Origin of the sequence: Paenibacillus rubinfantis (assembly GCF_001486505.1) — a bacterium.
In the GTDB taxonomy this organism is placed as follows: domain Bacteria; phylum Bacillota; class Bacilli; order Paenibacillales; family Paenibacillaceae; genus Fontibacillus; species Fontibacillus rubinfantis.
Map to the genome: position 1 here is coordinate 141,639 of NZ_LN909061.1, position 21,562 is coordinate 163,200.

A 21,562-nucleotide genomic window follows, 5' to 3' on the forward strand; every position below is an offset into this window, starting at 1 on the left:
GAAGCGTCGCGCAGCGCCTCGTACAGCAGCTCCATCGCCTCCGGCGTCCGCAGATCGCCGAGATAAACGACGGCGAGCCGACGGAGCTGCATTTGCGGATCGCGCAGCGCCTCCGCGAGCAGCGGCAGCGCCTCTGCGCCCGGCTGCTGCAACGACTCCAGCGCGGCGTAGCGCACGCGCCAATCTGGATCCTTCATCCGCTCGCGGATTTCGTCCAGGCTAAGCTCGCGCCGCTGCTCGACGAACTCCGTCTCGCTGCGGCCGTGGGCGATCGCTTGCGCGATGATGCCTTTCAGCCGTTCCGGCGGATATGCAGCTTCCAGCTCCTGCTCGATCTCGCGGGCGATATCGGGCAGCTCGCCATAGCGCACGCCGTAATCGGTGAGCTTACGCTCCTTGATCAGCGTGGCGCTGGCCACCTCGGTTACAGCGTTCACGAACCGCTCGGACAGCGAAATCCGTTCCTCACGGGTCCCCGCCTTCACCCGAATTTGCATCGGAATGCCGCGAAAAAACTGCACGAACACCTGCGCCTCCCCGTAACCTGACGGTTCCCCGCTCTCCGGGCTCCAGGCCGATTCGACCCCTTCTTGGCCAAACTGCTTCTGCACCTCGGATAGAATCGCCGCCCAATCGGCGTTCCCCTTCCGATCCAAGGCAACGAAATCGGCGGTGTGGAACACGCTTTTTACCCCGGGGATATGCAGCAACCCGCGGATCCAGACCGGGGCGGAGCGTTCGTTGTCCAACGTATATGTTTTCCGAATCCCCGGTTCCAGGCTCTCATCCAAATGCAGCTTCATGGAATTTGGGCTGGGGGTCGGTTCGATAAAGACGATCTTCATTAAAATCACAGCTCCTTTCAATAGGTGACGCCTTCATTCACAGATTATTCAATTTTTTAATATTTTCTTGTTTATTGTACCTCAATGCAACGTAATGCCCAAGCCTCATAGGAATAAAAAGGAACAACCGCGACACACTAACTGGGCAAGGAGGCGGAAGCATGTTCCAAAAACAAGAGCGAACCCTGGCGATCGTATGTCTTATAGTGGCGGTAATCATGCTGTACGCCTTCATCAAGAGCGTTGTCCGTTTTCTCCACTACTTCTCCTGAAGGAGCTTCGTCATGGCTAACCTTGATCCGGTCACCTTAAGCCGTATGCTTACCGGGTTGACCTTGTTTGTACATATCGTGTTTGCTTCAATCGGCGTTGGCGTGCCGCTGATGATTGCCCTTGCGGAATGGCGGGGCATCCGCGCCGCCGATATGCATTATACTTTGCTGGCCCGCCGTTGGGCTCGCGGCTTCGTCATTTCCGTGGCGATTGGCGTCGTGACCGGCACGTCCATCGGATTGCAGTTGAGCCTGCTCTGGCCGACCTTTATGCGGGTGGCGGGGCAGGCGATTGCGTTGCCTCTGTTTATGGAGACCTTTGCTTTTTTCGTGGAGGCGATTTTTCTTGGCATCTACCTGTATACATGGGACCGGTTCAAAAACAAGCTTCTGCACCTGCTTTTGCTGATACCGGTGGCCATTGGCTCTTCGGCGTCGGCGTTCTTCATCACCACGCTGAACGCCTTCATGAACACGCCGCAAGGCTTCACACCCAAGAATGGAGTGATCGCCGACTTTCGCCCGTTGGTGGCGATGTTTAATCCGGCAACGCCAACCAAGGTCTCGCATGTGCTGGCGTCCTCCTATACGGTAAGCGCCGGGGTTTTAGCGGGGATCGCCGCTTTCAGCCTGCTGCGAGGCCGGGACCATGTCTATTTCAAAAAAGCGCTGAAGCTGACGGTGGTATCCTCCTTCGTGTTTGCGCTGGCTACCGCGATGATCGGAGACTTCTCCGGGAAGTTTTTGGCCAAGTACCAGCCCGAGAAGCTGGCCGCTGCGGAATGGCACTTTGAAACGATGGAGCGGGCTCCGCTAATATACGGCGGCGTAATGGATGAGTCGGGGAACGTCAAATACGCGCTGGAAATCCCGTATGCGCTTAGTATCCTCGCTGGAAACTCGCCCAATACTCGGGTGATCGGGCTTGAGGAATTCCCGGAGGACGTTCGCCCGCCTTTACTGATTCATTATATGTTTGATCTTAAGGTCACGATCGGGGTGCTGCTCGTCCTGATTCCGTTTCTATATTTGCTGCGTCGCTACCTGCCCGGCGGCAAAAAAGGAGTTCCAATATGGCTTCTGATCGGCATTCTGGCACTGGGGCCGTTAGCGATGGTAGCTATTGAGCTGGGGTGGATGTTTGCCGAGTTCGGCCGTCAACCGTGGATTATCCGCGGTTATATGAAGGTGGGAGAAGCCGCCACCACTTCGGAAAGCGTTGGCCCGATGCTTCTGATGTTCGCCGTGTTGTATCTCGTCCTGTGTCTATCCTGCGTCCTGGTGTTGTCCCGGATGTTCCGAAACAAAGATGTGCTGACAGAGCTGCGGCAAGCACAGCTGGAGGGAGGACGCGGTCAATGAGCTACGAATTGGTGGGCATCACCGTACTGTGGACATTCCTGTTTGGCTATTTAATTGTGGCTTCCGTAGACTTTGGGGCTGGATTCTTCAGCTATTACAGCGTGATCACAGGACATGAGAACAAAATTCACGACATTATTCAGCGTTACCTGTCCCCGGTGTGGGAAGTGACCAACGTGTTTTTGATCTTTTTCGTCGTGGGGTTGGTTGGATTTTTTCCCGACTCCGCTTATTATTACGGTACTGCGTTGCTGGTTCCCGGCAGCCTGGTCACCGTGCTGCTCGCCTTGCGGGGCGCATACTACGCATATAACACCTATGGTAGCAGCCAAGCGAACAATAAAACGTATATGGGGATCTACGGGGCGACGGGATTGCTAATTCCGGCGGCCCTTTCGACGATCCTGGCGATTTCGGAGGGCGGTATCATCGTCGAGATCGAGGGGAAAGTTGTCCTGGATTGGGCAGCCTTCTTTGGCAATCCGTATACCTGGTCGGTGATCCTGCTAGCGTTGGTATCTGTGTTATACATTTCGGCGATGTTTCTTGCGTTTTATGCGGATAAAGCTGGGGACCGCCGAGCTTTTGAAGTGCTGCGGGGGTATGCATTGCTGTGGAGCGGGCCAACGATTTTGGCCTGTGTGTTTGCCTTTTTTCAGATCAACCGGCAAAATCCAGAGCACTACGCTCATATGCTGGAGGTAGCGTGGATGTTTATCGCCTCGTTAGCCTGCTTCCTGGGAGCCGTTGCCTTGGTATGGAAAAAGCGACGGTTAGGCTGGTCATTTCTGCTGGTCATGCTGCAGTTTGCATTTGCCTGGTATGGGTATGGCCGGAGCCACCTTCCCTATATTCTTTATAAGCAGGTCAGCATCTATGAAAGCTTCACCAACGAGACGATGGCCGTCGCCTTGATCACCGCTTTCGTCGCGGGACTATGCATCCTCATTCCATCTTTGTTCCTGCTGATGCGCCTGTTTCTGTTCGACGCGAAATACGTGCGAGGCAACTCGCCGGAGAAAGGGTGATGACGGTGGAATGGTTTACGATCATGGTGGCGCCGGAGTTGGTTGTGGTTGGGGCGGTCCTGTTCTTGTTTATCTATGCCGCGAAATATAAAGATCGGGCGGAATGAAACAAGAAACTTGGTTTGCCGCCTAAATTATTCTAGAATAAGAGAAAAGCAAAAGAACGTGCGGAGAGGAGCAACCGGAGCGATGCCAAGAAGAACGCGCTACAACAACATCGATAACGTAAGCACAGACAAAACGTTGAAGCAGTTCAGACAATGGCGGGAAGAGCGCCGCAGAAAAAAGAAGGACTATTCCTACGTTATCCCCAATAAGCCGCCGCAGCTCGATTACTTGCATCAAAACCGCGTGGAGACCACGATGACCTGGATCGGTCATTCCACGTTTCTCATTCAGTATCAAGGACTAAATATCGTGACGGATCCCGTCTGGGCGATGCGTATGGGGTTCCAGCGCCGGTTATGCCAACCGGGGATCCCGATCGACAAGTTGCCGCCGATTGATGTGATCCTGATCTCCCATTCGCATTACGATCATATGCACTTGGCTTCCATCCGCCGCCTATACGACAGGGACACCACTACGATTTTGGTCCCCGTTGGACTCGGGCGGAAGATGCAGCGAAAGGGATTCCACCGCGTTCAGGAAATGAGTTGGTGGGAGCGGGTGCGAATCGGCGCGGTCGATATCTCGTTTGTGCCGACCCAGCACTGGACGCGCCGGACGCCGTTCGATACGAATACGTCCCATTGGGGCGGGTACGTTTTGGAGCCGGCGTCTAGTGAGGGTGGAGCAAAGCCGCCGGTGATCTATTTTGCCGGGGATAGCGGGTATTTCCGCGGATTCGCTGAAATTGGGAGCCGATTCGATATCGACGCGGCGCTGCTGCCGATCGGCGCGTATGAGCCGGAATGGTTTATGACCAGCCAGCATACAACGCCGGAGGAGGCGCTTCAAGCCTTCATTGACGTCAACGCCAAGCTGATGATTCCGATGCATTATGGCACGTTTCGTCTGGCTGACGATACCGCGCGTGAAGCGCTGGACCGCCTGGAGGCGGACCGGCAACGGCGCGGCATCTCCGAAGACATGATTCGGCTGTTGCATCACGGGGAAACGCTGCGATTGCCTCATCTGCCACCGCAGCCACCGGCCGCGGTTCCACCCCAAGAAACAGAGCGAATCCCGCAGTTGAGCGGACGCACTCATTAATCATGAGCCCGGCTGAGTTGTGGCCGGTTAGGTTGGGCGGGTTGCGCCGGCTGCTCGGCTGCACTGGCTGGATCTGGGTTGATCCCGTTTGGGCGGGCGCACCTGCTGTCCAGCCTCCTTTGCACCATTATCCCGTTTAATCAGGCGGCGGGTGTCCCCGATTCTCTCTAAACCTCGTAGAAACGGTAACTGTTCTTTGTATATAACCTTTCGGACTAAGTGAAATCCGATTCTCTAGCCCAAACCTTGTACAATCAGCTAGCATTCTTATTTGGTAGATCCTCAAGAATTAGTTGGCTTTGTTCATGCTAACCCTACCTACCGTTAGGTGGATTCGCTTAGGTGCGTTTAAGCTGCAGCCGCAATAGGCAGATTCGCTTAGGTGCGTTTAAGCTGCAGCCGCAATAGGCAGATTCGCTTAGGTGCGTTTAAGCTGCAGCCGCAATAGGCAGATTCGCTTAGGTGCGTTTAAGCTGCAGCCGCAATAGGTGGATTCGCTTAGGTGCGTTTAAGCTGCAGCAACAATAGGCTGATTCGTTTAGGGCGATTAAGCCGCTGCAGCCATAGGCGGATTTGATTGGCGATTGATCAGCTTGTGGTAGGAGATGGCTGGAACTTCCACACACATGCCCAGCAGTAACTGTTGCATCGATTCCTTTGTTTCGGGCAGAAGTAACTCCCGGCGTCCAGTATACTCATTTAAGTAGGCTTGCAGATATTTTGGGCCCAGAGCGACATATGTATTTTTCAGCGAATTCCATGCTTCTCGTACCACTTTCCGCAAGGGCGCGTAGAGCCGAAAGGGCAGAGGGTGTGTCTGAACGGATGAAGCGTGGACATCCACCTGGTCATTGATAAACGCGGCCAGTTCGTGACGGCTCGCTTTAGTTCCACTTCCCCGCTTGTGCGATAGGAGACGGATTTTCACCTGCTTCGGCTCGCCCGACTCCGATACCGTACAACCAGCGATGACCGCCGAGTCATAAGGATGAGGAAACTGATGGCACCGGGCCGGATTTGTTCCGTACTGATCACAATTCACCTTCACTTCCCCAGTTAAAAGCTTACGAGCATTCATTTCTCCAAGGGTATGGCGGATTTTGTGCAGCATCAACCAAGCGGTTTTATAGGTGACTCGGATCACCTGGCTTAGCCGCATTGCTGAGATACCATCAGGGAGTAGAAACAACTCCAAAGCTTGGAACCATTTCAACAGAGGCAAGTGTGTTCCTTCAAAAATCGTACCGACCAAAGGTGACGTTTGATGCGCGCATCTACTACACTCGAATAAGGGGATTCTCCGGGAGTTCAGGCGAGTACAATACGTGTTGCCGCAGCGTGGGCAAGCGAAGCCATTGGGCCATTTCGTTGCGATGATCGCTTCCATACAGGCCTCCTCGCTGTCAAAACGGCCGCTTAGAGCACGAAACCCCTTTTCGACATTTATGTTCATGTCTGCCAACCTCCAATCGATGAGAATAGGGATGCGCGTTCGCTTTATTCCATTATAAAGAACATACGTTCTGATGTCAAGAAAATAATCCCATATTTGGTTTTGTGAATTGGATCCATGCAAATGGCCAGGCCCAGATCCCAAACTCCTGAACAAAAGGGATAATGGTGCAAAGGGGGCGCGGGTGGTACCAATGCAGGTTGGGCGCGGGAGGAACCAATGCGGGTTGGGCGCGGGAGCTGCAAAAAGCTGGTCCCCACAGGTAGGGCGAGGCTGTTCGGGTAACCTTTGTGAGATACGAGGGAACGATGAGGATGAAACCCGATTTTGGGCCGGATTTTAGGGATCTCTGCGCTTTTGGTTCAATTTCCTTGGTGAACTATGATATAATACGCCAGTAGTATCGACTATTTAGGATAGTCCGCACTCACTATGATAAAAGGATGGTAATGCCTAACATGATTAGCACTAACGGTGTAACGCTCCGGTACGGAAAACGGGCACTTTTCGAGGACGTAAATATAAAATTCACCCCGGGCAACTGCTACGGCTTGATTGGGGCGAACGGGGCGGGTAAATCGACGTTCCTGAAAATTCTCTCCGGCGAGATCGAGCCGAACCAAGGCGAAGTGTTTTTGACGCCGGGCGAGCGGATGGCCGTGCTCAAGCAAAACCACTATGAATACGACGAATATCCGGTGCTGGAAACGGTCATTATGGGCCACGGCCGGCTGTATTCGATTATGAAAGAGAAGGATGCCTTGTACGCCAAAGCCGATTTCTCTGAAGAGGACGGCATGCGTGCTGGCGAGCTGGAAGGCGAATTCGCCGAGCTGAACGGCTGGGACGCGGAGCCAGATGCGGCAGCGCTTCTGATCGGCCTCGGCATTCCGCGCGAGCTGCATGACAAGAAGATGGCCGAGCTCAGCGGCAACGAGAAGGTTCGCGTCCTGTTGGCGCAGGCGTTGTTCGGACGTCCGAATAATCTGCTCCTCGACGAACCAACTAACCACTTGGACCTCGAATCGATCCAGTGGCTTGAGAATTTCCTCATGGACTACGAAGGTACCGTTATCGTGGTATCCCATGACCGTCACTTCCTGAACAAGGTGTGCACGCACATCGCGGATATCGACTTCGGCAAAATCCAGATGTACGTCGGCAACTACGACTTCTGGTACGAGTCCAGCCAGTTGGCGCTGCAGTTGCAGCGGGACGCCAACAAGAAGAAGGAAGAGAAAATCAAGGAGCTGCAGGCGTTTATTCAACGCTTCTCCGCGAATGCCTCGAAATCGAAGCAAGCGACTTCCCGGAAAAAGCAACTGGATAAAATCACGCTGGAGGACATTCGTCCGTCCAACCGGAAATATCCGTTCCTGCATTTCAAAGCGGAGCGTGAGGCCGGCAAGCAGTTGCTGACGGTGGACGGGTTGTCCAAAACTGTTGAAGGCGATAAAGTGCTCGACAACGTGAGCTTCGTTGTGAACAAAGGTGACAAAATCGCTTTTGTTGGCCCGAACAGCCTGCCCAAAACAACGTTATTCCAGGTCGTGACGGGAGAGCTTGAAGCGGACGCCGGCGAATACAGCTGGGGGGTTACGACCTCGCAGGCGTATTTCCCGAAGGATAACTCCCGTTATTTCGACGGCGTGGATCTGAATCTCGTGGAATGGCTGCGCCAATATTCCAACGACCAGGATGAAACGTTCCTGCGCGGCTTCCTTGGACGGATGCTGTTCTCCGGCGAGGAAGCGTTGAAGAAGGCCAGCGTATTGTCCGGGGGCGAGAAGGTTCGCTGCATGCTGGCTAAAATGATGCTGAACGGTGCCAATGTGCTGATGTTCGATGAGCCGACCAACCACTTGGATCTCGAATCGATCACGGCGCTGAACAACGGGCTGATCGATTTCGACGGGACGATTCTGTTCACATCGCATGACCATCAGTTTATCCAAACCATCGCCAACCGCATTATCGAGATTACGCCAAATGGGATCATCGATCGCGTCATGACGTACGACGAATACCTGGAGAGCGAAGAAATTCAAAACCTGCGGAAATCGATGTATCCGGAAGAAGTCTAAAAACACAGTCGAGCTGCGATATGCGGATCAACTAAAAAGCCGCACGATCGGGTCCATGAGGGACCTGTCCGTGCGGCTTTTTTGTCTTGCTTTGAGGTTTTTACGAACCGCCTGTCCGGCGGCGCTGATTGTTTGGCTTTTTATTGTTTTGGCTCTTCAGCGCCTTGGTTTGAAGATTGTCCTTCATCCCTGGCTTGTTGGCCGCCTGCTGCTGTTGTTTTTTCTGCTGCAGCTTTTGGCGCATCGCTTCGGCCAAATCGATTTTGCGCGGTTCTTTCGCATCCGTCACCGATATCATCTCCTCGTAAGTAGAAAGGGGCTGTCCCTATTTTATACGTTTTTAAAAGCGCGTACAACGGGAATAATGATGAAGGCGGCTTTTCCCGGGGGCAACACTGTTTCTCTAGACTTACACGGGGTTTATTTGCTACGATGATTAAACGCTTTTGGTATAAGCTGATTTATGGAGAGCTATGAAGTGGTTTATTGGCTCCGGGGAGAAGTCTGGAGGTGCGGGACTTGGATATTTACGACGACATACGAAAAGGGGAACGCGGGGCTTGGGTAAGCATTGCCGCTTATTTACTGCTGTCCGCTTTTAAATTGGTTAGCGGGTTTTATTTTGATTCCAACGCGCTGTTGGCCGACGGCTTTAACAACCTCACGGATATTGTGGCTTCGGTGGCGGTGCTGATCGGTCTCAAAATCTCGCAAAAACCGCCGGATTCAGATCATGCCTATGGCCATTTCCGCGCGGAAACGATCGCTGCGTTGGTGGCTTCCTTCATTATGGCGATGGTCGGCATCCAAGTCATTCTCGATGCGATCCGTTCGTTAGCGGAAGGTGTACATAGTGAGCCTGACATTCTCTCGGCCGCGGTTGCCGCTGTCTGTGCGCTGGCCATGGGCGGGGTATATGCCTATAACCGGAGACTAGCCAAACAGATCAACAACCAGGCGTTGATGGCCGCGGCAAAAGATAACTTGTCGGATGCCATGGTGAGCGTTGGCGCAGCCATCGGGATCATCGGAGCCCAATTCGGGCTGCCGTGGCTGGACGTCGTGGCAGCGATTGCGGTGGGATTGCTCATTTGCAAGACGGCTTGGGACATCTTTCGTCAGTCGACGCATAATCTCACCGATGGCTTTGATGAGAAAGAGTTAGGCGATTTGCGCAGCACGATTGCCCGAACTCAAGGCGTGGAAGGGATCCGAGACTTGAAGGCTCGCGTACATGGCAACCATGTGCTAGTTGATGTCGTCATAGAAGTGGATCCGCAGCTGACGGTGATTGAAAGCCATAAAATCAGCGACCGGGTTGAGGAGCGGATGAGAAGTAAGCAAAACGTGATGCATGTTCACGTTCATGTGGAGCCCAAAGAAGGTTAGGCTCCATTCCGAATACTTGCCGTCATGGCAAATTCACCGCCCAAGCGAGTTAGGCCTAAGGAAATATTTACCAGGCCTTCCCGCTTGGGCTTTTTTTGCGCAAAAACCGGGTGTTTGTCCCTATAAATTAGGCCGATTGGATAAATTGGGATTTATATGAAATTGATTTGGGATTCTTCGATAACAGGTACTTTCGTTACATAAATCAAGTGTTTTTGCGCGAAAATGCGCTTTCATCGGCTGGTTTTGGTCCGGAATTTATAGGTCGGGTGCCTCTATTTTAAATCAATAACAACTAGGCCCATCGTCTTTGAATGCGCTTTCCTATAATGTGCACTTCGACCGATTTAGACTAATTTCGACAAGGGATATAATGGGGGCAAGACCAAAGAAAGGAGAACGTTGGAACGAAAGCTAACAACTAGATTTTACTTTAGGAGGCAGGATAACACCCATGAAACGAAGCGTAGCGATCACCTTGTTGAGTGCCCTTCTTCTCTCTTCTTATACAGCTGCTCCTCATCAGGCTGCAGCCGCAACCTCAACCGCGCAAACGATCACCAAAGGTCATATTGTCGGCGGGGTCAATTTTCGTGACCAACCTTCCCTTTCGGGTAAAGTAGTCGGATTCCTTAAAAAGGGGTCAGAAGTTACTGTATTGGACCAAAGTAATAAATACTTTTATCTCGTGCGCACCGAGGACGGAACGACGGGTTACGTCAGCTCCAACGATAAGTATATTCAAGTGGAAACGGTGGTTACCACCCCATCCCAACCTTACTTGGGATGGCCGGCGACGGTCATTTACGGCGTGAATATGCGCGATGAACCGTCCACCTCGAGCCATGTCATCGATATGCTGAGCAAGGGTACGCAGCTGACGATTCTGGAGCAAAGCAACGAATATTTCTATAAGGTGCAAACATCCGCCGGACAAACCGGTTATGTCAGCACAAACGAGAAATATCTCCGGATCGATGCGACGATCCCTGCGACGCCTACCCAACCTTCCCAGCCTGCGCTTGGATGGCCGGCGACGGTAACGTATGGCGTGAATATGCGCGATGAACCCTCCACCTCGGGTAAAGTCATCACGATGCTGCGTACGGGCACGCAACTGACGGTTCTCGAACAAAGCAATGAGTATTTCTATAAAGTACAGACGTCGGATGGAACGATAGGTTACGTCAGCACGAAGGAGAAATATTTGGATGTCAGCGGGCAACCTGGAACACCGGCACCCACACCAACTCCGGACCCTGTGCCTACTCCAGCACCGTCCAACGGGATCAGCCAGCAAATTGAACAGGTGATTGAGGCCGGGATGAAATACCTGGGTACGCCTTATGAGTATGGATCGAGCCGTAGCAATACGTCAACGTTCGACTGTTCCGATTTCGTAAGACAAGCCTTCAAGGATGCATTGGGCCTTACGCTTCCGTCGGATTCCCGAAAGCAAGGGGATTACATCAAGGACAACGGTACTGCCGTATACAATATCGATAGCTTGAAGCGAGGCGACTTGGTCTTCTTTATGAGCTATAAAGGCTCTTCAGCCAAATCCTACGAAGGGATCGACAAGCAAAGCCAGCGGATCACCCACGTGGCGATTTATCTTGGCAATGGGCAGCTCCTGCACACATACTCGAAGGAGTCCGGCGGAGTTATCCTCGATAAATTCGACGGGGCTTGGGTACACCGCTTCCTGTATGGTGGCAGCGTCTTAAAATAGGCAATAACCAAAGCCGCTTTGGTTCGTTTCCCGCTATCGGGGACGAGCAAAGCGGCTTTGTTGTCCCCTGAAGCCGTTGAAAGAAACGGCTGTTCTTCCGCTTTTTTTCGTGTATAGTTAAGGAAAGAACGGTTAACGTACACGGACGGAAAGCGAGGAAAGATACATGATATGGGAGATTAGCGTGGCGGTTGCCGCGGCGGCTTTTGTGGTGCTTGTCGTCTATCTGATTAAGACGCTTAGGGCAGCGGAACGATCGCTTCAGACTACGACGGATACGCTACGAGAGGTACAAAAAACGATTGATGAGCTGGGCACCGAGGTTCAGCACGTTGTACGGCAGGCGAACGACTTGACTGGGGATCTACAGCACAAAATGAAGCAAATTGATCCGTTGATGGAATCGGTAAAACACGCAGGCGAAGTGCTGAGTGAAGTCACATTAGCGACCAAACAGGTGTCCGCCGCTGTGGCGAGCCGAATCGCCAGCCGTCCGCGGATGGCGAAACGAAAGGTACAAACAGCCGAGTCAGCAGCAGCGGAAACGCCGGTCCGCCACGTTCAAACCAATGCGGAGCTTCCGGCGCAGGACGCGAGTCGTCCATCTGCCGGCTGGGTCAAATGGGTGGATGTTGCCGCCGATGTCTGGCAGAAATACCGCAGTTAAGGGATCTAGGCACGGTGCGGCCCGTTCTGCCGTTTCAATCGGGGGCAGACAGGGTAATGTACACTATTACTCATTCCTTGCCCGTGTTGTCATTCGAGTAATAAGGAACGGGGCAAGTGCCCGGTTCCTTTTTTTTCGTGCTGAGCGCATACTCTAGCTCATTCTAAGGAGAATCCCATGAGAATATTGATCGTAGATGACAATCCGACAAACACCATTATTATCCGCGAGATATTGAAGAAGGAAAACTACCGGAATACGGTTGCGGTAACTTCCGCCCGGGAAATGTTTGAGAGGCTTGGCGTAAAAAATTTGGACGCCGTGGAGGAGAGCGGGCCCTCCGATGTGGATTTAATTTTGCTCGATATGATGATGCCGGAGATGGATGGGATCCAAGCCTGCCGAATCTTGCAGCGTTCCGAGCAACTGAGAGAGATCCCCATCATTGTTGTTACCGCGGTGGGGGATTCCAATAAGTTGGCGGAAGCGTTGGATGCCGGGGCTGTCGATTATGTGACGAAGCCGATCAACAAGGTAGAGCTGATGGCACGGATTCGCCTCGCTTTGCGGCTGAAGCTGGAGAAGGACTGGCACCGGAACCGGGATCAACGCATCCAGGAGGAGCTAAAGCTGGCGTCCCTTGTTCAAAATGCCGTACTTAGTGCCCCAATCCGCGATGCGGAAGTCGAAATCGATGCCATTTATAAGCCTTCCTACGAGCTGGCAGGGGATCTGTATTCCTGGTACTCGCTGGGAGAGGGGAAATATGCGGTTATTTTGCTGGATATGATGGGCCATGGCATCTCCTCTTCCCTGTTCTGCATGTTCATCTCGTCTGTTCTTAAAGATACCGTACATACTTACGTGAAACCTGAGAAGGTGATCCAAGAGCTCAATCGCCGATTTATTCAGCTTCATATTGAAAGCAAGCTGATCCAATATTATTTCACGGCCATTTATCTTGTCGTAGACACTCGGCGAAAAATGATTGAATACGTCAATGCCGGACACCCGCCTGGTCTCCTATATACAGAGAACGAACAAGCCGTCCGTTTAGATAAGGTGGGGCCACCCGTCGGTTTGTTCGACAGCATTGAAACCGAACCGCAGACGCTTCATTACGAAGGGCCGGGCCATCTGGTGCTGTACACCGACGGTCTGATTGACGCGCAGGAAGAATCGCCGGAGGCGCGGCAGGCCCGGCTGGAGGATCAGTTGGATACCTGCGGCCATGACTTCGACTGCGACGCGATGAACCGGCTGTTCTTCGAAGATTCCGTTCCGCGCAAAAGGGAAGACGATAAATGCCTAGTCTGGATTTCGCTCAAATGAAAGAGGACACGGGCAGCATGGGGCGGATGGAGGGGGAGCGGGGGCCGCTCATCAACCGTTTGGAGCAGACGGCTTGTGCGTTGGAGCGAGCGGAACTCGAACTGGACCAAATGAAGCGGGAAGTGGAGCGCTTGAATCGGGAGCTCGTCAAGGCGGAGGCTGCCGCCGCTGCAGGCAGCCAAGCCAAACGGGATTTTCTAGCGATGGTGGGCCATGAAATTCGCACACCGCTTAATGGTGTGTTCGTGATGAGCGAGCTGATGCTGGAAACGAAGCTGACCGAGGAGCAGCAGAAATATGCTGGCTTGATTTTTACCAACACCAATACCTTAATCTCGATTGTTGATGATATCCTTGATTTTACCCGGCTTGGTCAAAACCGGCTGGAATTGGAGGAAACTCCGTTTGCGCTGCGAGAAGCGATTCGGGATATCTTTGCCTTGTTCCGACAAGAGACGGTTGGCAAGGGGTTGGATCTGTATTTTGTCATCGACGAACGGATCCCGGATCTGCTCTATGGCGATATTCGGCGGCTGCGCAAAGTGTTGATCCACTTGTTGGCGAATGCCGTCAAGTTCACCGAAAAAGGCAGGATCTACATGATCATTGCCTCAATCCCTGCCGGAAGTGGTAAGATCGGATTAAGCTTCACGATCGGTGATACGGGGATTGGGATTCCTGCAGGCCAGATGCTCCAATTATTTGAGCCGTTTACGCAGTTTGACTCCTCTATGACGAGGAGATATGGCGGCCTGGGTCTGGGGCTCTCTATTTGCCGGAAGCTGGTGGCCATGCTGGGCGGTGAGCTTCAGGCAAAGCCGTTGGAAGAGAATGGCACGGCATTTACCTTTACGCTTACGTTACGCAGCAGTGTCCCCGGCGATGTCGAACCTCGTTGATTCATCAGCGGACAAGCTGGGTTATGTTGTAGTAAGAAAACCTATTCTGGGGAGAGTATTTCATGAACACGAGAAAAAGCTTGAAATTTTCCACCACGACACAACTGGAAAACGGGATTTGCACCGTATTCTTGCGCGGCGAGCTGGATCTGTCCGTAGCTCCCGACTTCCGTAAGGTGATGGACCCGTTGGTTGGAAAAGATGATGCGGATTTGGTTCTGAATCTGAAAGAGTTGAAGTACATCGACAGCACCGGGATCGGGATTTTCCTGTCCATCCTGAAGGCCAGACAAGGAATGAGCTCGAGGTTTTATGTGCGGGAAGTACCGGACCATATCCGGAAACTGTTTGAAATGACCGGGATAGCCAAGTTTTTCGCGGAGCAGGAGAACTCCCACTAAGGAAAGGATCGAGTATTAATGATAGAGGAAATAGAGAGAATCGTCATCAGCCTTCCGGCTACAGCGGAATATGTGGATATCGTCAGGTTGAATTTATACGGCGTGGCCTCGAAAATGGGATTTTCCTATGAGGAAATTGAAGATATGAAGGTGGCGGTGTCGGAAGCCTGCAACAATTCCGTGTTGTATGCCTACCGGCAGGATGCTGGAAAAATGGAAATTACATTCGAAGTCCTAACGGATGCCTTGTCGATCACGGTCAGAGATGAAGGGGAGAGCTTTGAACCGTGGGGACAGGCGGGCGGCGTGACGCTGCACGAGAAAGAATTAAGCGAAGCTCCAATCGGAGGATTAGGCTTCTATCTGATGCAGGCGTTGATGGATGACGTCCGCGTGGAGACGCAAGCCGGTAAAGGAACGAAGGTGATGATGGTCCGCCGACTCCAGAAGAGCGAGGAGAAGGTATGAATGAGCGAACGGCTCCCCAAGAGTCATTTCAGGAATCCACCCGTTTAATTCGGCTGTACCAGCAAACCAAGGACAACGAAATCGCCACCCAGTTAATTCGTAAATACGATTCGATGGTCAAAATGGCCGCGGGCAAAATCGCCCGCAATCGGCCGGACTTGTATGAGGATTTGTACCAGGTAGGCGAAATGGCATTGGTTCGATTGCTGCAGCAGTACGACAGCGAGCTGGGGATTCCGTTTGAACCCTATGCGATGAAAAGCATGATCGGGCATATGAAAAATTATCTGCGCGACAAGTCCTGGTACATTCAGGTGCCGCGAAGAATTAAGGAAAAGGGAGCGCTGGTTCAGCAGGCGATCGACGAGCTTACCGTCAAGCTGGAGCGATCTCCCGACATCAAGGAGATTGCGGAGTACCTGGAGCTCTCGGTTGAAGAGACCGTTGAGGTGCTAGCCGGGCGGGAGTGTTATCATTACGTATCCTTGGATTCGCCGGTGTCTCCGGACGAAAGCGCCGCAACGCTAGGCGAGATGATCAGCGCGAATGCGGATGATTACGATGCGGTTGAGAATCGGATGGATTTGCAGCAAGCCATGAGTCAATTGAAGGCCCAGGAGCAGCAAGTTCTGCTGATGGCTTTTCAAGATGGACAATCTCAAAGGGCGATCGCTCAGAAGCTGGGGATGTCTCAAATGAGCGTATCTCGGATTCAGAAGCGGGCAACCGAGAGGTTAAGGCAGATCATGGATCATATGAACACGACTTGAAAGCGTTGCCTGTGAAATTGGGGGCAACGCTTTTTTCGAAAGCAACTATTGGCCCGGATCGGACAATAAGCCGTTTTGCTCCAGGTCTTCCCGGCTTGTTTTCATCTCTTCCATGTCTTCACCCAGTTGAATTAAATCCTCCATGTCGTTGACCATGGACCCGTTCTCGGCTTCATCGATCTCTTTATGTTCGGGATATTCGCCGACTTGGGCAGCCCTAATTTGCTTAGCGACGTACTGCTCTAGCCGGTCCTCGGGTTGGGGCATAGAGGGTCGCCTCCTTTCTCTCGATCTGGAACCGTAGATAGTTTGCGCTAATGGCCCGACATCGTATACCGGCGATTCGCTAGCGAGTCTGACGGGTGGGTCTATAGCCTTCGGGCTTCCGCTGTACTATACTGTGAAGGAACGGAACGGATTAAGGAGAGAACGATGAGATGAACAACAAAGAAGCTTTACTAGTTAATGAATATCGCGGGGGGCTGCTGGAATGCGCCCACTATGGCCATATTTGTATTATTGATGAACAAGGAGAGGTTGTTGGGCGGGCAGGTAATCCTCATGCTACCGTCTTTACCCGTTCTTCAGCTAAACCAATTCAGGCGTTGCCGGGCATTCGTGCCGGAATCCAGGAGGCATATGGGCTGACGGACGATGAGATCGCCATCATGACCGCTTCCCACCGGGCCGAGGAGATCCACGTCGGCACGCTGGAGAGTTTGATAAACAAAACGGGGCTCGCGGAAGAGCGGCTTGTATGTGCTCCAAGCTTACCTCTAGATGAAGCGTCCAAGGAGCGGCTGCTGCGACAAGGCGGAGCGTATCGCCGGATTTACCATAACTGTTCTGGCAAACATTTGGGCGTTTTGGCTTACTGCAAAATGAAGGGACACCCGCTGGAAACCTATAATCACCCGGATCACCCGGTTCAGCGGGAAATACTGACGACGCTGGCCGGTTTGGCGGGAATATCCGAGTCGCAGATCTCGTTGGGGACGGATGGCTGCGGTTTCCCTGTGTTTGCGCTGCCGTTATCCGCTTTGGCTTCCGCCTATCTGAAGCTGGCTTGCCCGGATTTAATCGAGGATCCGGCGACGTCCGAAGCAGCTAGAGTCATTACGGGTGCAATGAATCACCATCCCTTGCTCGTTGCCGGTACCGGGCGGATCGATTCGATTTTACTGGGGGATTCGAATATCGTTGCCAAGGGTGGATTTAAAGGGGTTTATGCGTTTGCGCTGCGCCGTGAGCGCGTTGGGGTGACTTTTAAAATTCAGGATGGCTCTGAGGAAGAGTGGGGAATGATCGCTTTGTCCGTGCTCGAGCAGTTGGGGTACGAAAACGAGGAAACGCTGCGAAAGCTGCGCGAAGCGTTCCCGTCTTCGATCTTAAACGATGAGGGCTGGCAAGTAGGTCATGCCGAAACGGCATTTCAGCTGGAACGATAACCCTGACTTAGGCGGAGGCGGATTGGGCTTTAGGCTTTGCTCCGCAGTCTTCCGAGCTCTTGGGCGAGCGCTTCGACTTCGGAGATGCTGAGCCGTTCTTTGCTCATCACGATGTCATAAACATCGCGGATATCGTCATATTGGTTAACGTGGAACGCGGACGCCGACATCGCTGCTCCGGAGGCCATTTTCAGCTTGCTTTTGATCGCTTCGATCATGTACTCGATATTTTCCTTACTTTTCGTAGACAGATCCATGATTGTTATTCATCCTTCCGGGTTATAGGTTATTAGCTATTGTACCATGAGGGAAGCGAGTTCATGAAGTTTTGCGGTCGGCCGTCCGGATGCGTTACAATCAGATAAACGGAATACCGGAAGGGAGCGTGTCTAGGTCATGCAGGAGCACAAGGAATGGCCGGCGGCGGGCTTGAACCGGAAAAAGCTGAGCGGCGGAGAGCTGGAGGCTTTTTTTGCGGGGATTCGCGACCGGCATATCCGTGATGTCGTTACTTTTCTTTGTATCGGAACGGATCGATCCACAGGAGATGCGCTGGGACCACTCGTCGGGACGAAATTGACGGAGCTGGGGTTTGGGCACGTGATCGGCACGCTTCGCGAGCCGTGTGACGCGACGAATCTGGAGCAGCGCATGGCCGAGATCCCCGAAGGGCGTGTGATCATCGCCATTGATGCCTGCCTGGGCATGGCGGATTCGGTGGGATATTACCTCGTTTCCGGCCAACCGCTCCAGCCGGCACAGTCCGTCGGGGCCAGCTTGCCCGAGGTCGGCCACTACAGCATCGCTGCGGTCGTTAACGTTAGAGGGCCCAAGCCCTATTGGACGCTGCAGATGACCTCGCTTTACAAGGTCATGCAAATGGCCGATGAGATCGCGGGCGCCGCAGCTGCGGCGTTTCGGTGAAGGAGTTTCGAAAGGTTCCAAAAAAATAAGATAAAAGAAAGTGGGTAGCGTTATGGACAAAGTAACAGTCAACGGAACAACGATCGCCTATGAACAACAAGGACAGGGCGAAACGGTAGTTTTGCTGCACGGCTTCTGCGGCAGCTCCGCTTACTGGGAGAAGGTTCAGCCGCTGCTTGCCGAAAAATATCAGGTCATCGCCCCCGATCTTCGGGGACATGGGGCTACAGCTGCGCCAATGGGCGCGTATACGATCGATCAAATGGCCGACGACGTCGCCGGTTTGATGGAGGCGCTCGGCATCGCGAAGTACACGCTGCTAGGCCATTCGATGGGCGGTTATGCCGCTTTGTCTTTGGCTCAGCGTTATGCGTCGCGTTTGAACGCTTTTGGATTGATTCATTCCACGGGATTCCCAGACGGCGAGGAAGCAAAAGCGAAACGGCTTGAGGCGGTTTCGCGTATTCGATCCGAAGGGATCACGCATTTTGTGGACGGTCTGGTACCGGGGTTGTTCGCTCCGGATAACGTTGAGAAGCTTGGAGCCGAGGTGGATCGCGTGAAGGAAATCGGCTACAAGACGCCGCCTCAAGGGGCGACGGGAGCTGCGCTGGCCATGCGCGAGCGGCCGGACCGCCGGGACGTCATGGCGAACACGTCGCTTCCACTGCTGTTGGTCGCCGGGGAAAGCGACGCCGTTGTGCCGATGGCACGGCTGTTTACGACCGAGGGGCCCAACGTTACGAAGGCGGTCATCAAAGGGGCGGGTCACATGAGTATGTATGAAGCACCGGAGCAACTGACCGCGGTGATCGCCGATTTTATGCGCAGCGTAACGGGAGAGATCGTGGAAGTCTAAAGCCAAGCGTTCTCTTACAACGTTTTGCAGTGTTAAGCTAGTCGAACTGATGCCATGGAACCGGAGCTTTCATCTGAAACTCCGGTTTTCGGCTTTTTCAATTGGCGGGACGAAAGGGGGAGCAACCATGCTGCGCAGGGACTACCTTGTCAGAATGATCGAGGAAATGACCGAAGTGTTGGGGAAAGTGTTTATGCTGAAGCAGCAGAAAAAGAAGATTGAGGCGTTATGGGCCCTCGATGAGTTGTTTAAAGGGCAGTTTCGCCTGAGCTCCCAGCTGCTGGACAACTTGCCCGCCAAAGACATCGTGCGCCTGTTTCAGAGCGGCGGAGAGGTTGAGGCGGACAAGCTCCAAAGTTTGGCCCGGCTACTTAAAGAGGAAGGCGACGTGTACGAGAGCTCCGGAGAACCTGATGAAGGGGCAACGCGATGGATCAAATCCCTTCATCTTTACTTGACCGCTGCGGTGCATGGGGCGGATCGTTCCCTTTGGGATCTGCCCGCCGCTATTTCCGAGCTGCAATCGCTGCTTCAACCCTATCGTCTTCCACCGGATACCGAATGGCTTGTGCTTCGTTGGGAAGAAGGCGAGGGGCGGTACGACCTGGCGGAGAACGCGCTATACCGCTTGCTGGAGGAAGGCCATGCCACCAAAGAAGACGCAGCGGAGTTTTATCGGCGGTTGCTCATGGTTCCTCGGGATATACTTGCGGCCGGCGGCTTGCCGGCGGAGGAAATCGAGGAAGGGCTTGCCGAAGTGGAGGCCCGGTTTTGATTGTAACTACTTATATGCAGAAAGGCAGCTGTTAAACAAAAATGGAATCACTGCGTAAACTCGCGAACGACCTGGCGGAGAAGGGCAGCCTGATCACGGCGACGATCAGCGGCCGCCGCAAACCGGGGGATACGGAATACAGCAAAGTGCAGATCAAGCCGGTCGAAATCAAAAAAAGCCTGCACTATCAATTTGCCTATCATTACCCAAACAAGGTGCTGCATCAAAATATCCCTTCCGCCGCCTTTGCGGATGAGTTGACGAAGCTGTTTGAGGAGACGTTCCGGCAAGGGCTGCTTTGTACAGCGGAGGCCGACTTTCAGGTACTGATCAGCAAGAAGTTTAAAGTAACGATTCTGAAAAAGGCTCCGTCACGCAAGCCTCTCGGGACGTTAACGCATAACCGGAAAAAGCAATATGTGCTGGAGGAAGGAACGCCGGTTCCGTTTTTGGTGGAGCTGGGGATCATGAATACGGACGGCAAGGTGCTTGCCAAAAAATACGATAAGTTTAAGCAGATCAACCGCTTCCTTGAAATGGTTCAGGATGTTCTCCCCCATTTACCGGAGGGGCGTCCGTTGACCATCGTTGATTTCGGCTGCGGCAAGTCCTATTTGACGTTTGCATTGTATCATTATTTGGCGGTGCAGCAGCAACGAAAACTGAACGTAGTTGGTTTGGACCTGAAGGCCGACGTCATCGAGCATTGCAGCGGGTTAGCCCGTAAGCTGCAGTATGACGACCTGAAGTTTCTCGTCGGCGATATCGCCGATTACGATGAGCTCAACGCGGTTGACATGGTCGTGACGCTCCATGCCTGCGACACGGCGACGGATGCTGCGTTGGAGAAAGCGGTGCGCTGGGGCGCTTCGGTCATTCTGTCCGTGCCTTGCTGTCAGCATGAGCTGTTTAACCAGGTGCAAAGCGAGGTGCTGCAGCCGCTGCTGGGGCATGGCATCCTGAAGGAGCGCTTCTCCGCGCTGGCGACCGACGCGATTCCTGCCAAGCTGCTGGACATAATGGGGTACAAAACGCAGCTGTTGGAGTTTATCGATATGGAGCATACGCCAAAGAACATTCTGATCCGCGCTGTGAAGTCGGGCGGTACGAACGTTTCGGAGCTCTGGCGGGAGTATACGGCGTTTCGTGACTTTTTAAGCGCCGAACCGTACCTGGAGCGCGCTTGCCGGGATTTGCTGCCGGAGGCGGTTGGGGAGAAAAAATGATATTCTGATTAGCCGGTTGGGGATGCCTGACCGGCTTTTTTCAATTTTTAGCCGGCGGGGGGCCGTTGGGCTTGCCGACGTAGTGCTCTACGGGGGACTGAACTGCAAAAATGCAGTTATTTTCGGGAGATGGAGCCTGAAACGAGGGCTGAAATGCAAAAGTGCAGTTAATTTTCCGCGATTATGGCGAATTTGCTCCTATTAGCGGAAATGGACTGCACTTTTACAGTTATTTTCGAAAAATCCCCTCTAAGATCGGGAATGAACTGCACTTTTACATTTGGATTGAGGATGCTCGCCGCCACATTAGGAGAATACCCTGGATAAAACTTGCCAATGAATGGAGTAAAGTGGTTTGGTGTACGGGGAAAGGTGGAGTCGACTTAACAAGGCTGAAGAAGCACAGCGAAGAG

General features: G+C 53.1%; 23 protein-coding genes. 18 read left to right on the forward strand and 5 right to left on the reverse strand.

Features of this window, described 5'->3' with window-relative positions:
- Positions 1–845 (reverse strand): virulence factor (locus BN3277_RS03165; RefSeq protein ID WP_059040893.1); only part of this gene is annotated, 845 nt, incomplete at its 3' end.
- 284 nt (positions 846–1,129) lie between these two features.
- On the opposite strand from BN3277_RS03165, the gene BN3277_RS03170 reads away from it, so the two are divergent.
- From BN3277_RS03170 to BN3277_RS03180, 4 genes are all read left to right on the forward strand, one after another.
- Positions 1,130–2,479, forward strand: a complete 1,350-nt coding sequence (locus tag BN3277_RS03170; RefSeq protein ID WP_059040852.1) for a cytochrome ubiquinol oxidase subunit I — start codon at positions 1,130–1,132, stop codon at positions 2,477–2,479.
- The gene (locus BN3277_RS03175) at positions 2,476–3,507 is read left to right on the forward strand and encodes a cytochrome d ubiquinol oxidase subunit II (protein ID WP_059040853.1); all 1,032 of its coding nucleotides are present in this window, start codon (positions 2,476–2,478) and stop codon (positions 3,505–3,507) included. Before BN3277_RS03170 ends, BN3277_RS03175 begins: the two co-directional genes overlap by 4 nt.
- Positions 3,508–3,512: 5 nt before the next feature.
- Positions 3,513–3,614 (forward strand): cytochrome bd oxidase small subunit CydS family protein, encoded by a 102-nt coding sequence (cydS, locus tag BN3277_RS26370; protein ID WP_407944589.1) that lies wholly within the window; start codon positions 3,513–3,515, stop codon positions 3,612–3,614.
- 82 nt (positions 3,615–3,696) lie between these two features.
- A complete protein-coding gene (locus BN3277_RS03180) occupies positions 3,697–4,722 on the forward strand; it encodes an MBL fold metallo-hydrolase (RefSeq protein ID WP_059040854.1) in 1,026 nt (341 codons plus the stop codon).
- A 547-nt stretch (positions 4,723–5,269) separates the two neighbouring features.
- Here BN3277_RS03180 and BN3277_RS03185 read toward each other — a convergent pair.
- Positions 5,270–6,175, reverse strand: a complete 906-nt coding sequence (locus BN3277_RS03185; protein WP_059040855.1) for a transposase — start codon at positions 6,173–6,175, stop codon at positions 5,270–5,272.
- Between the two features lie 458 nt (positions 6,176–6,633).
- Here BN3277_RS03185 and BN3277_RS03190 point away from each other — a divergent pair, with 458 nt between their 5' ends.
- The gene (locus BN3277_RS03190; RefSeq protein WP_059040856.1) at positions 6,634–8,259 is read left to right on the forward strand and encodes an ABC-F family ATP-binding cassette domain-containing protein; all 1,626 of its coding nucleotides are present in this window, start codon (positions 6,634–6,636) and stop codon (positions 8,257–8,259) included.
- A gap of 100 nt (positions 8,260–8,359) precedes the next feature.
- Here the strand turns inward: BN3277_RS03190 and BN3277_RS03195 are convergent, their stop codons facing one another.
- Positions 8,360–8,548, reverse strand: coding sequence for a hypothetical protein (locus BN3277_RS03195; RefSeq protein ID WP_059040857.1), 189 nt, complete (start codon positions 8,546–8,548; stop codon positions 8,360–8,362).
- A 230-nt stretch (positions 8,549–8,778) separates the two neighbouring features.
- Here BN3277_RS03195 and BN3277_RS03200 point away from each other — a divergent pair, with 230 nt between their 5' ends.
- The 8 genes from BN3277_RS03200 to BN3277_RS03235 all read left to right on the forward strand — a co-directional run bounded on the left by BN3277_RS03200 (position 8,779) and on the right by BN3277_RS03235 (position 15,917).
- The gene (locus BN3277_RS03200) at positions 8,779–9,648 is read left to right on the forward strand and encodes a cation diffusion facilitator family transporter (protein ID WP_059040858.1); all 870 of its coding nucleotides are present in this window, start codon (positions 8,779–8,781) and stop codon (positions 9,646–9,648) included.
- A 454-nt stretch (positions 9,649–10,102) separates the two neighbouring features.
- Positions 10,103–11,380: a C40 family peptidase gene (locus BN3277_RS03205; RefSeq protein WP_232436311.1), complete on the forward strand. Its 1,278-nt coding sequence runs from the start codon at positions 10,103–10,105 to the stop codon at positions 11,378–11,380.
- 166 nt (positions 11,381–11,546) lie between these two features.
- Positions 11,547–12,047: a DUF948 domain-containing protein gene (locus BN3277_RS03210; RefSeq protein ID WP_059040859.1), complete on the forward strand. Its 501-nt coding sequence runs from the start codon at positions 11,547–11,549 to the stop codon at positions 12,045–12,047.
- Positions 12,048–12,224: 177 nt separating this feature from the next.
- On the forward strand, positions 12,225–13,379 hold the full coding sequence (locus BN3277_RS03215; RefSeq protein ID WP_059040860.1) for a PP2C family protein-serine/threonine phosphatase: 1,155 nt from the start codon (positions 12,225–12,227) through the stop codon (positions 13,377–13,379).
- Positions 13,352–14,278, forward strand: coding sequence for a sensor histidine kinase (locus BN3277_RS03220; protein WP_082691290.1), 927 nt, complete (start codon positions 13,352–13,354; stop codon positions 14,276–14,278). The genes BN3277_RS03215 and BN3277_RS03220 overlap by 28 nt, the downstream gene beginning before the upstream one ends.
- 62 nt (positions 14,279–14,340) lie before the next feature.
- The gene (locus tag BN3277_RS03225; protein WP_059040862.1) at positions 14,341–14,679 is read left to right on the forward strand and encodes an STAS domain-containing protein; all 339 of its coding nucleotides are present in this window, start codon (positions 14,341–14,343) and stop codon (positions 14,677–14,679) included.
- 18 nt (positions 14,680–14,697) lie between these two features.
- Positions 14,698–15,147: an anti-sigma B factor RsbW gene (rsbW, locus tag BN3277_RS03230; RefSeq protein WP_059040863.1), complete on the forward strand. Its 450-nt coding sequence runs from the start codon at positions 14,698–14,700 to the stop codon at positions 15,145–15,147.
- Complete coding sequence (locus BN3277_RS03235; RefSeq protein ID WP_059040864.1) at positions 15,144–15,917, forward strand: sigma-70 family RNA polymerase sigma factor; 774 nt, start codon at positions 15,144–15,146, stop codon at positions 15,915–15,917. Before rsbW ends, BN3277_RS03235 begins: the two co-directional genes overlap by 4 nt.
- A gap of 45 nt (positions 15,918–15,962) precedes the next feature.
- On the opposite strand, the gene BN3277_RS03240 is transcribed toward BN3277_RS03235, so the two are convergent.
- A complete protein-coding gene (locus tag BN3277_RS03240) occupies positions 15,963–16,184 on the reverse strand; it encodes a hypothetical protein (protein WP_059040865.1) in 222 nt (73 codons plus the stop codon).
- A gap of 170 nt (positions 16,185–16,354) precedes the next feature.
- Here BN3277_RS03240 and BN3277_RS03245 point away from each other — a divergent pair, with 170 nt between their 5' ends.
- Positions 16,355–17,365: an asparaginase gene (locus BN3277_RS03245; protein ID WP_059040866.1), complete on the forward strand. Its 1,011-nt coding sequence runs from the start codon at positions 16,355–16,357 to the stop codon at positions 17,363–17,365.
- Positions 17,366–17,394: 29 nt separating this feature from the next.
- Here BN3277_RS03245 and BN3277_RS03250 read toward each other — a convergent pair whose 3' ends face one another.
- Positions 17,395–17,622 carry a DUF1128 domain-containing protein gene (locus BN3277_RS03250; protein ID WP_059040867.1) on the reverse strand — a complete coding sequence of 76 codons (228 nt, stop codon included), beginning with the start codon at positions 17,620–17,622 and terminating at the stop codon, positions 17,395–17,397.
- A 139-nt stretch (positions 17,623–17,761) separates the two neighbouring features.
- Here BN3277_RS03250 and yyaC point away from each other — a divergent pair, with 139 nt between their 5' ends.
- The 4 genes from yyaC to BN3277_RS03270 all read left to right on the forward strand — a co-directional run bounded on the left by yyaC (position 17,762) and on the right by BN3277_RS03270 (position 21,149).
- Complete coding sequence (yyaC, locus tag BN3277_RS03255) at positions 17,762–18,289, forward strand: spore protease YyaC (RefSeq protein WP_059040868.1); 528 nt, start codon at positions 17,762–17,764, stop codon at positions 18,287–18,289.
- 52 nt (positions 18,290–18,341) lie between these two features.
- On the forward strand, positions 18,342–19,148 hold the full coding sequence (locus BN3277_RS03260) for an alpha/beta fold hydrolase (protein WP_059040869.1): 807 nt from the start codon (positions 18,342–18,344) through the stop codon (positions 19,146–19,148).
- A gap of 127 nt (positions 19,149–19,275) precedes the next feature.
- The gene (locus tag BN3277_RS03265) at positions 19,276–19,923 is read left to right on the forward strand and encodes a DUF6483 family protein (RefSeq protein WP_059040870.1); all 648 of its coding nucleotides are present in this window, start codon (positions 19,276–19,278) and stop codon (positions 19,921–19,923) included.
- Positions 19,924–19,964: 41 nt separating this feature from the next.
- Positions 19,965–21,149, forward strand: a complete 1,185-nt coding sequence (locus BN3277_RS03270) for a class I SAM-dependent methyltransferase (protein WP_059040871.1) — start codon at positions 19,965–19,967, stop codon at positions 21,147–21,149.
- Positions 21,150–21,562: the final 413 nt, after the last annotated feature.